The sequence below is a fragment of the Nocardiopsis alba DSM 43377 genome, assembly GCF_000341225.1.
GTDB classification, from domain to species: domain Bacteria; phylum Actinomycetota; class Actinomycetes; order Streptosporangiales; family Streptosporangiaceae; genus Nocardiopsis; species Nocardiopsis alba.
On record NZ_ANAC01000018.1, the window covers coordinates 35,333 to 46,826 of the forward strand.

Sequence of the window (11,494 nt, forward strand, 5' to 3'; positions counted from 1 at the left end):
ATCACGGTGCCGGAGAGGTGGGCGGTGGGCCGAAGGCCGAAACGCCCGACCGAAAAAGTGCTCTCCATTGTCAGTCGTTGTGAGCAAGCGTTACGCTCATCGGGGTTGATGTCCATTTGTTCCTTAATGGCCTTTCGTGGGGTGGTTGCCGTTCTCCCCGCACGTGGTCCCCTCCTTCGGGGCGAACGTGGGGCGGTGGCCGAATCCATGGCCCAAAGACCCTGGTCTGTGCAGATGCACGGGCATAAGCATGTTCTGTCCGCCGGATGGGACACCGAGGCGGGGACGACGGGACGGCCGAGAGTGAAAGGCAGCGATCGTGAGTGGCGCAGCGGACGGGGCCGTATCCCCTGATACCTGGCAACCCGTCGCCGTGGTCGGCCTGGCCTGTAGGCTCCCCGGAGCGCCGGAGCCGGAGGCCTTCTGGCGATTGCTCTCGGAGGGACGCGAGGCCATCTCCGCTCCTCCCGAAAGACTGGGGACGCTCTCGCCCGAACGCGGACACGACTGGGGCGGATACCTCGACGACGTGGCCGGTTTCGACGCACCCTTCTTCGGGCTCTCCCCTCGCGAGGCGGTGGCGACCGACCCCCAACAACGCCTCATGCTCGAACTGGGCTGGGAGGCGGTGGAGAACGCCCGGGTCGCGCCGGGCACCCTGCGCGGCAGCAGGGTGGGCGTGTTCGTCGGTGCGATCGGCTCCGATCACCATCTGCTCCAGGACCGGGGCGGTGCCGACGCGATCACCCGGCACACCCTCACCGGAACCCACCGGAGTCTGATCGCCAACCGTCTCTCCCACACCATGGGACTGCGCGGCCCCAGCCTGACCATCGACGCCGGACAGGCCTCATCCCTGGTCGGCGTGCACATGGCCGTGGAAAGCCTGCGTCGGGGGGAATCGGAGTTGGCGCTGGCCGGCGGGGTCAGCCTCATCCTCGTCCCGGAGAGCACCGAGGCGGTGGCCCGCTTCGGCGGTCTGTCCCCCGACGCGCGCTGCTACACCTTCGACTCCCGGGCCAACGGCTACGTACGAGGCGAGGGCGGGGCCGTCGTCCTGCTCAAACCGCTCTCCCGGGCCTTGGCCGACGGGGACCGCGTGCACGCGGTCGTCCACGGAGGCGCGGTCAATCACTCGGGCGCGGGCGAATACCTCACACGACCCACCGCGGCCGGCCAGGAGGCCGTCATCCGGGCCGCCTACGAGAACGCCGGCCAACGTCCCGACCGGGTCGGCTACGTGGAGCTGCACGGCACCGGTACCCCGGCCGGGGACCCCGTGGAGGCCAGGGCCCTGGGATCGGTCTTCTCCAAGGAACGTCCCGACCCCCTGCGTGTGGGGTCGGCCAAGACCAACGTCGGACACCTGGAGGGCGCGGCCGGCATCGTCGGTCTGGTCAAGACGGTACTGAGCCTGGACCATCAGACGTTGCCGCCCTCCCTCAACTTCGTCGAGCCCAACCCCGACATCGACCTGGAGGCCCTGCGGCTCTCGGTCCAGACCCGGCGCGAGCCCTGGCCGGGCCACGCGCCCTTGGCGGGGGTGTCGGCCTTCGCCATGGGCGGGACCAACTGTCACATGGTGTTGGGCCCGGCACCGCTCCCCGAACAGGGCACGGTGGACAACGGGGGATCGGGCGCGCGAGCCCTCGATCCGGTCCCGTGGGTACTGTCGGCCCGTTCGGAGACGGCCCTGCGCGAACAGGCCTCCGCCCTGCACGCGCACGTCTCCTCCCGGAAGGGGACCCGGGCCCAGGACGTGGGGCTGTCCCTGGCCATCACACGGGACGTCTTCGAACATCGGGCCGTGGTGTTCGCCTCGGGGGAGGGGAGCACCCGGGAACTGGAGTCGGTCCTGCCCGAGGGGCAGACCCCCATGGACGCCGACACGCCGGGGCCGGTGCTGGTCTTCCCCGGCCAGGGCGGCCAGTGGGCCGAGATGGGACGTGATCTGCTGGCCGGCGACGGTGTGCTCGCCCGAGCCTTCGCGCAGCGGATCCGCGCGTGCGAACGCGCTCTGGAACCCCACGTGGACTGGTCGTTGACGGCGGTGCTGCGTGGTGACCCTCAGGCCCCGGCCCTCATGGGGGAGGGGGCCCGGGTGGACGTCGTGCAACCGACCCTGTGGGCGGTCATGGTGTCCCTGGCCCGGGTATGGGAGACGCTGGGCGTCCGTCCGGCCGCGGTGGTCGGCCATTCCCAGGGCGAACTCGCGGCGGCCTGTGTCGCCGGAGCCCTGACCCTGGAGGAGGCGGCGCGTGTCATGGCCCTGCGGGGGCGGGCCCTGACCGGGCTGGGCGGCAGCGGCGCGATGGCCTCCCTGGGGATGTCCGCGATCGAGGCCGAGACCCTCACGGAGAGCCTCCCCGACCTGTACCTGGCCGCCATCAACGGACCGAACGCCGTCGTGGTCTCCGGCGACCCCGACTCGGTGCGCGAAGCGGTGCGCCGCTGCGTGGACCAGGGGTTGCACGGGTCGATGGTGGACGTCGACTACGCGTCCCACTCGGCCCAGGTGGAGCGCATTCGCGCACGCCTGTTCTCCTACCTGGGGCGGGTGCGATGGCAGCGCCCCAAGGTGCCCTTCTACTCGACCCTCACCGGCCGTGAACTGGGCGAGGACTCCCCGGATCTGGACGCCTCCTACTGGTACTCGGGGCTACGCGAACCGGTGCTGTTCGCCCCGGCGGTGGCCGCGCTGGCCGGAGCCGGATACCGGACCTTCCTGGAGGTGGGACCGCATCCGGTGCTCTCCTACGGGATCCGACGGACTCTGGCCGAACAGGGGATCCGGGGACGGGTCCTGGAGACGTTGCGTCGCGGCGAGGGCGATCAGGCCCGTCTGCTGACGGCGGCCGCCCACGCCTTCACCGCGGGGGTGGACGTGGACTGGGCCGGCCTCTTCGAGGGGACCGGGGCCCGCCGTACCGATCTGCCCACCTACCGGTTCCAGCGTGAGCGCCACTGGCCGCGCACACCGGCGCGGCGCCCGGAGGGGGCCTCCGGCCGCTCCGACGACCTCCTGCCCGATCAGGGGGTGGAACTGGTCGACGGCCGCACCGTGTTCTCCGGGCGGATCGACGAGGCCCATCAGCCGTGGGTCCGCGATCACGGGATGCTCGGTCGCACGGTCCTCTCGGGAACGGCGGTGCTGGAGCTGGCCCTGCACGCGGGAGACGTGGTGGGCACCGGCGCCGTGGAAGGGCTGGACCTGACCGAACCGGTGCTGCTCTCCTCCGGAGACCGCACCACCCACGTGCAGGTGACCGTGGGCGCGGCGGCGGAGAACGGAACGCGCCAGGTCGAGGTGCACTCGCGAGGGACCGCGGACGGGGAGTGGGTCCACCATGCCCTCGGCACCCTGGCCCCGGACCGGGCCCGGAGGGAGACCGCCGAGCCCGCGGCCTGGCCGCCTCCGGAGGCGGTGACGGTCGACCTCGACCCGGACGAGGCCTATGGGCGGCTGGCCCGACGCGGCCACACGCACGGGCCCCTGAACCGGGGACTGCGCGAGGTCTGGCGCCTGGGCGACACCCTGCTGGCCCGGGTGGTCCTGCCCTCCGGGCACGGCCTGCCGTCCTCCGTCACCCGCTCCCTGCTGCTCGACACCTCCCTGCACGCGGTACTCCTCTTCGGACCGCGCACCGAGGGGCCGCCCCTGGTCCCCGTCGAATGGCGCGGGGTCCGGGTCCTCTCGGCCTCGGTCCCGACCGAGGCGCGGGTGGCCCTGGAACCGGTGGGCCCCGATCGCTATCGGGTCACCGTCACGGACCGCTCGGGCACCCCGCTGCTGGAGGCCGAACAGGTACGGCTGCGGTCGCTGGAGAGCGAGACCCTGCCCCCTCCCCAGGGGGAGGAGCCCGGCCTGTACCGCCTGTTCTGGGAACCGCTCTCCCTGCCCGAGAGCGACGGTCGGATGCCGGTGGGACTGGTCTCCCCGGCCGACCTGGCCGGAGGCGGACCGGTGCCCGACACGGTCTACGCCGAGCTGCCCGCCCGCGAGGTCTACGCCGAGCACGAGCCGGTGCCCGACGCGGTGAGCGAGGGGGTCGAGGCGGCGTTGGCGACGGTGCGGGAGTGGCTGACCGACTCGCGCACCGTGGACTCCCGCCTGGTCCTGATCACCTGGCGTGCCGTGGTGACCTCGGGGGAGGACCGCCTGGGCGGGCCGGCCGCAGCCCCCGTCTGGGGCGTGATCCGCTCCATCCAGCGCGAACATCCCGGCCGCGTGGTCCTGGTGGACTCCGACGGTTCGGAGGACTCCCACCGCGTCCTGGTCGACGCGGTGAGCACGGGACGTCCGCAGTTGGCGCTGCGTTCGGGGGCCGCCCTCGCGCCCCGTCTGGCCCCGGCGTGCGAACCGGATCGTCCGGTCCCGCCCTCCGCCGCCTGGCGCCTGGGGCCCGACCCCTCCGGCTCCGCGCGAGGACCGATCCTGACGGCCGCCCCCGAGGCGACCGCCCGACTCGACGCGGGTCAGGTGCGGATCTCCGTCCGCGCGGCCGGGGTCGGCCAGCGTGATGTCGCGGTCGGGCTGGGGCTGCTCGACGAACGGATGGGGCTGGAAGGGGCCGGCGTGGTCGTGGAGACCGCCGCCGACGTCACCGACCTGGCCCCCGGAGACCGTGTCATGGGGGTGTTCCGCGGAGCGCTGGGACCGCTGGCGGTCGCCGATCGGCGCGCCCTGGTGCGGGTTCCCGAAGGATGGGACCTGGAACAGGCCGCCTCGGTGCCGCTGTCCTTCCTGATCGCCTACCACGCCCTGGTGGACGTGGCCGGGGTCCGACCGGGCGAGAGCGTCCTGGTGCACTCGGCCGCCGGCGGGGTGGGTCTGGCCGCGGTCCAACTGGCCCGCTACATGGGTGCCCGGGTCTTCGGCACGGCCGCCCCGCACAAGTGGGCGCTGCCGGAGGAGTACGGGGTCCCGCCGGAGAACCTGGCCTCCTCACGCGACCTGGACTTCGAGGACCGGTTGCGCGCCGCCAACGGCGACCGCGGGCTCGACGTGGTCCTCAACTCCCTGACGGGTCGGTTCGTCGACGCCTCGCTGCGACTGTTGCGATCGCCCGCGGACGGGGCCGGAGTGGGCGGTCGCCTGGTCGAACTGGGCGTCACCGACGTGCGCTCGGAGGCCGAGGTGGCCGCGGCCCACCCGGGGCGGGGCTACCATCCGCTCGACCTGGCCGAGGTCTGCCCCGACCGGGTGGCCACGGTGCTCACCCGCGTCACGGAGCTGTTCGAGGCCGGAACCCTGCGCCCTCTACCGGTCACCGTCTACGACGTGCACGACGCCCGTGAGGCCCTGGAGGCCCTGCGGCGTGGAGACCACGTGGGCCGCACCGTGCTGACCTTCCCCGAACCGTTCCCGGCAGGGGCGACCGTCCTGGTCACCGGGGGGACGGGGGAGATCGGACACCGGACGGCCCGTCACCTGGTCGCCGGATACGGTGTGCGCCATCTGACCCTCGTCGGGCCGGGCGGCGCCGCCGCGCCCGGTCAGGACGGCCGCACCGGCGAACTCCGCTCTCTGGGGGCCGAGGTCGAGGTCAAGGCCTGCGACGTGGCCGATCGGGAGGCCCTGTCCCGGCTCTTGGACGGATTGGAGCGTCCGTTGGGGGCCGTCGTCCACACGGAGGACGCCGTACTCGACGAGTCCGAACCGATCGACGGTGTGGCGGCGCTGAGGAACCGGGTGAACGCCCTCTGGAACCTGCACGAGCTCACCCTCGACCGGGAGCTCGGCTCCTTCGTCCTGTTCTCCTCTGCCGGAGGGGTGCTGGGCGCACCCGGGAGGCACCACTCGGCCGCCGCCGACGCCTTCTCCGACTCGCTCGCCCACCATCGGCGTGAGCGCGGTCTCCCCGCGACCTCTCTGGCCTGGGGCCGGTGGGGCGGGCTCGGACCGTCCTCGGAGAACCCCTGGGACGGGGGCGTGCTCGCCCCGATGCCGCCGGACCGGGCGCTCGCCAAGCTGGACGCGGCGCTGTACCTGGAATCCGATGTGTACGTTCCGGCCCTGGTGAACAAGGACGACGCCCCCGAACATCCGTTCCTGCCCGGGGTCGGTACGACCTCCGGCCGCGGCGGACCTCCGCGCGGCGGCGCCCGCCGGACGCGCAAGGGCCGATCCGGGCCGCCGGCCGAGCCGACACGTCCCGTCGTGGCCCCGCCTCCGCCCACCCCCTCGACGGAGCCGAAGGCGTCGCCCGAACGGCTGGCCTCCCTGTCCGAGGGAGAGCGCGAACGCGTGCTCCTGGGCAGGGTGCGGGCGCACACCGCGGAGGTCCTCGGTCACGCCGGGGTCGCCGCGGTCCCGGCCGACCGGTCCTTCCGCGATCTGGGGCTGGATTCGATGGGCGCGGTCGAACTGCGCAACCGCCTCTCGGGGGAGGTCGGTGCCCGACTGACCGCGACCGCCGTGTTCGATCACCCCAACCCTCGGGCCCTGGCCCGACTGCTCGCCGGTCTGGTCGCCCTCGGGGACACGCAGCGCGCCGAGGGAACATCGGCCCCCACGAAGGGGACCGCCACCGGGCCCACACGGAATCCGAGCGCGGACGTCGATCACGATGTCGACGACATCGATGACATGGACGTGGACGATCTGCTGGATCTCGCCCTGGGGGCGGACCATCTTCCCGACGGTGAACAGGAGACCGCCGATGGCCACCGATAGCGACCAGAGCGCCAAGCTCGTCACAGCGCTGAGGTCGGCGTTGAAGGAGAACGCGCGCCTACGCGACCGCAACCGTGAGTTGGACACCCGGTCCGACCCGATCGCGATCGTCGGCATGGGGTGCCGGACCCCCGGGGGCGTCGACTCTCCCGAGGCGTTGTGGCGGCTCGTGTCCGAGGGACGCGAGGCGCTCTCCCCCCTGCCTCGTGACCGGGGCTGGGACCTGGACTCCCTTTCGGGGCACGATGGATCCACGCCGTCGTCCGCCACCGACCGGGGCGGTTTCCTCGACGGGGCCGCGGACTTCGACGCCGCCTTCTTCGGGATCTCCCCCAAGGAGGCGGCCGCCATGGAACCCCAGCAGCGACAGCTGCTGGAGGTGTCGTGGGAGGCTCTGGAGCGCTCCGGGATCGACCCCTCGTCCCTGGCCGGGACCGCGACCGGCGTCTACATGGGCGTCACCGCGGCCGAGTACGGCCCGCGCATGTCGGAGGGGCCCGAGGACGGTCACCTGCTCACGGGGACCACGCCCAGCGTCGCCTCGGGGCGGATCGCCTACCTGTTGGGGTTGGAGGGACCGGCCCTGAGCGTCGACACGGCCTGTTCCTCCTCACTGGTCGCGGTCCATCTGGCGATGCGCGCCCTGCGCGAGGGCGAGTGCACGCTGGCCCTGGCCGGAGGAGCCACCGTCATGGGCACCGCCGGGCTGCTCGCCGAGTTCACCCGTAAGCGGGGACTGTCCGCGGACGGTCGCTGCAAGGCCTTCGGGGAAGGGGCCGACGGCACCGGTTTCTCCGAAGGCGCCGGTGTGGTGGTACTGGAACGGCTCTCCGACGCCCGCCGCAACGGGCATCGCGTACTGGCCCTGCTGCGCGGCAGCGCCATCAATCAGGACGGGGCCTCCAACGGGCTGACCGCGCCCAGCGGGCCGGCCCAGGTACGGGTGGTCCGGTCGGCCCTGGAGGACGCGGGGCTCGGCCCGACGGACGTGGACGCCGTGGAGGCGCACGGCACCGGTACCACCCTGGGCGACCCCATCGAGGCCCAGGCGCTCATCGAATCCTACGGCGTCGACCGGGAACGTCCCCTGCTCCTCGGTTCTCTCAAGTCCAACATCGGTCACACCCAGGCCGCCGCGGGGATCAACGGGCTCATCAAGGCCGTGTGCGCGTTGCGGGCCGGCGTCATGCCGCCCACCCTGCACGCCGACACCCCCACACCGCACGTGGACTGGGGCCGGGGCACGGTCCGCGTGGCCTCTACCTCCCACCCGCTGACCGGGGACGACCGTCCCGCCCGCATGGGGGTCTCCTCCTTCGGGATCAGCGGCACCAACGCCCACGCGATCGTCGAGGCGGTCGTCGAGGACGACCCCGCGGACGAGCGCACGGGCGGGAGCGCGCTCCTGCCCTTCGCGCTCTCTGCCCGCACCGAAGCGGCCCTGCGGGAACAGGCCCTGCGTCTGCGTTCGTACCTGGCCGACGGCGGAGAGCACGCGGCGACGGCCTCTCTCGCGCGCACCCTGGCCGTGGGGCGTTCGCGCATGGAGCACCGGGCGATCGTCCTGGCCGACGGCCGGGACACCCTGTCCGACGCACTCGACGCCTTCGCCTCCGAAACCCCCGACACCCGGGTGGTGTCCGGTCGGTCGGCCCAGGGCGGGGTGACGGCGTTCGTCTACTCCGGCCAAGGGGCCCAACGCGTCGGTATGGGGCGTGAGCTGCACCGGAGGTATCCGGTCTTCGCCACGGCCCTGGACGAGGTCGTCGACGCCTTCGACCGCCACCTGGAGAGGCCGCTGCGTTCGGTGATGTGGGCCGAACCCGGCACTCCGGAGGCGGACCTGCTCGACGAGACCCTCTACACCCAGGCGTGCGTGTTCGCCTTCGAGGTCGCGCTCACCTGTCTGTTGGAGTCGGCGGGCCTGACACCCGACTACGTGATCGGACACTCCATCGGCGAACTGGCGGCCGCGTACGTGGCCGGAGCGTTCTCCCTGGAGGACGCCGTCACCCTGGTCGCCGCGCGCGGCCGCATCATGCAGGCCCTGCCCGAGGGCGGGGTCATGGTCGCGGTCCAGGCGGGGGAGGAGGAGGTCCGCCGAGCCCTGGAGGACGTCGAGGGGGTCGTCTCCCTCGCGGCCGTCAACTCTCCCGAGGGCGTGGTGCTGTCCGGAGAGGAGGACGCCGTGCTCACCGTGGCCGGGACGTTCTCCGACCGAGGACGCCGCACCCGCCGTCTGCCCGTGCGCCGGGCCTTCCACTCGGCACTCATGGACCCCGTCCTCGCCCCCTTCGCGCGGGCCGCCGACCAGGTCTCCTACCAGCGGCCTCGGATCCCGCTGGTGTCGAACCTGTCCGGTGGCCGGGCCGGGGACGAGATCCTCGAAGGCGACTACTGGGTGCGCCACGTGCGCGAGGCGGTCCGCTTCGGCGACGGCGTCGCGTATCTGAGCGAGGCCGGGGTCACCGAGTTCGTCGAGGTGGGTCCGGACGGTTCCCTCGGTTCCATGGTGATGTCCTGCCCGGCCGCCGAGGGGGCGGAGGTCACCTCCCTGTTCGGACGGAGCCGCTCCGAGGAGGTCCTTTTCGTCGAGGGGCTCGCGGCCCTGTACACCCGCGGCGTCGAGGTGGGCTGGGGGGCGCTGCTGCCCGAGGGGCGGCTCCTCGGTGACCTGCCCACCTACCCCTTCCAGCGCCGTCGCTACTGGATGAACCCGCCGAACGAGGGACGCGTCGTCGTCGAGACCGGCGCCGCCACGTCCTCTCCGGCCGGGGAGGAACCCGGGGAACGCCCCCTCGACGCGTCGACCTACCAAGAGGAATGGGTCCGCGCCCCAGGCGAGGGTCGTGCGGCCTCCACCGGAGCCTGGCTGCTGTTCGCCTCGGAGGAGGGGGACCCGGCCCTCAAGGAGTGCGTCCTCGACCTCGAAGGACACGGACACCGGGTCCGGGTCCTCCCGGTCCCGGACGGGGCGGACCGGGCCGGGACGGCGGAGTCCGTCGCCCGGGTCGAGGCGGAGATCGGCCCGCTGACCGGGGTCGCCCTGGTCGCCACGTCGACGGGGTCCGACGACGGACCCTCGACCCCGTCCCTCTCCCGGGACCATCGGACCGCGGTCGCCCTCCTCCAAGGGCTCGGCGACCTCGGAACCTCGCTTCCCCTGTGGTGCGTCACCCGGGGCGCGGTCGCGGCCGGCGGCGCTCGGGTGGTCGATCCCGGGGCCGCTCTGATCTGGGGCCTGGGCCGGGTCGCGGCCCAAGAGCACACCGACCGTTGGGGCGGTCTCGTCGACCTGCCCTCCGTGGAGGAGTCGGGCGCGGGAGAGACCCTCGGGGCGGTTCTGCGCGGCGGGGTCGCACCCGAGGAGGACCAGCTCGCGATTCGGGAGAGGGACGTCCTCGTCCGTCGCCTCGTGCGCGCCCCGCTCGACCGGACCCCCGCGGTCCGTGACGGCTCCCCCTCGGGAACCGTGCTCGTCACCGGTGGTACCGGGGGACTCGGAGCGCATACGGCGCGCCGACTCGCCGAACGGGGGGCCGAACACCTGCTCCTGCTGAGCCGGAGGGGGAAGGACGCTCCGGGGAGCGAGGAGCTCGTGGCCGAGTTGAGGGCCGCGGGGGCCCGGGTGAGCCTCGTCGCCTGCGACGTGGCCGACCGTTCCGCCCTGGCCGCCGTCCTGGAGGAGATCCCGGAGGAGGCCCCTCTCACCGCGGTCTTCCATACGGCCGCCGCGCTCGACGACGCCTCCCTCGACGACCTCGGCCCCGAACAGATCGGCCGAGCCCTTCGGGCCAAGGCGGACGGTGCCGTGAACCTGCACCTCCTGACCCGGGACCACGACCTGTCGACCTTCGTCCTGTTCTCCTCGGTGGCGGCGGTCTTCGGGGTGACGGGGCAGGGCAACTACGCCCCGGGCAACACCTTCTGTGAGGCGTTCGCCCACTACCGCAGGGGGCTGGGCCTGCCCGCGACCTCCATCGCCTGGGGCACCTGGGCGGGGGCCGGGATGGCGGACGACGAGGTCGTGGCCGAACTCCTGCGCGGACACGGTCTGCCCCCGATGGACCCCCGACGCGCGGTGGGCGCCCTGGACCGGGTGCTCGAACGCGATCTCACGGCGCTCGCCGTCGCCGACATCGACTGGCCGAGGTTCCGTGCGGCCTTCACCGCGGCTCGTCCGAGTCCGCTCATCGAGGGGATCGACCCCCACGAAGGTCGGGTCGGGGACACCGACGGGTCCGCCTCGGGCCCCGGGCGTCTGCGCGACCGGCTCTCGGAGCTCGGCCGTCCGGACCGGGAGCAGGCCCTCATCGCGCTCGTTCGTGACCAGGTGGCCGTGATCCTCGGTCACGGAAGCGGGGAGGAGGTGGAGGTGGACCGGAACCTGAAGGATCTGGGGATGGACTCGGCCGCGGCGGTCATGCTCCGCGGCAGGCTCGCCGGCCTGACCGGCCTGCCCCTGCCCGCCGCGCTCGCCTTCGACCATCCCACCTGTGAGGCCCTGGGCCGTACGGTCGAGGAACGGATGTTCGGGGACTCCGAGCAGGTGGTGATGGAGCGGCTCGACGGTCTGGAGTCGGCCATGGGCGAGTACGACGGTTCGGGGGAAGGGCGGGAGGCCGTGGTCGAACGCCTTCGCGACCTGCTGCGCCGCTGGTCCCCCGAGGAATCACGTCCCACCGCCACCGACCGAGAGGTCGAGTCGGCGTCCCGAGAGGAGCTCTTCGCCCTCATCGACGAGACGCTGAGCGACTGACCCCGACCCCGCGACGGCGAGGACATGGGCCGGGACGCCCCCAGGGCGCTCCCGGTCCC

General features: G+C 73.0%; 2 protein-coding genes. Both read left to right on the forward strand.

All coding sequences use genetic code 11. The features are described from left to right. The first annotated feature begins 319 nt into the window (after positions 1 to 319). Positions 320 to 6,676 (forward strand): type I polyketide synthase, encoded by a 6,357-nt coding sequence (locus D451_RS0118980; protein ID WP_206539087.1) that lies wholly within the window; start codon positions 320 to 322, stop codon positions 6,674 to 6,676. Next, positions 6,663 to 11,435: a type I polyketide synthase gene (locus tag D451_RS0118985; protein WP_017535592.1), complete on the forward strand. Its 4,773-nt coding sequence runs from the start codon at positions 6,663 to 6,665 to the stop codon at positions 11,433 to 11,435. Before D451_RS0118980 ends, D451_RS0118985 begins: the two co-directional genes overlap by 14 nt. Positions 11,436 to 11,494: the final 59 nt, after the last annotated feature.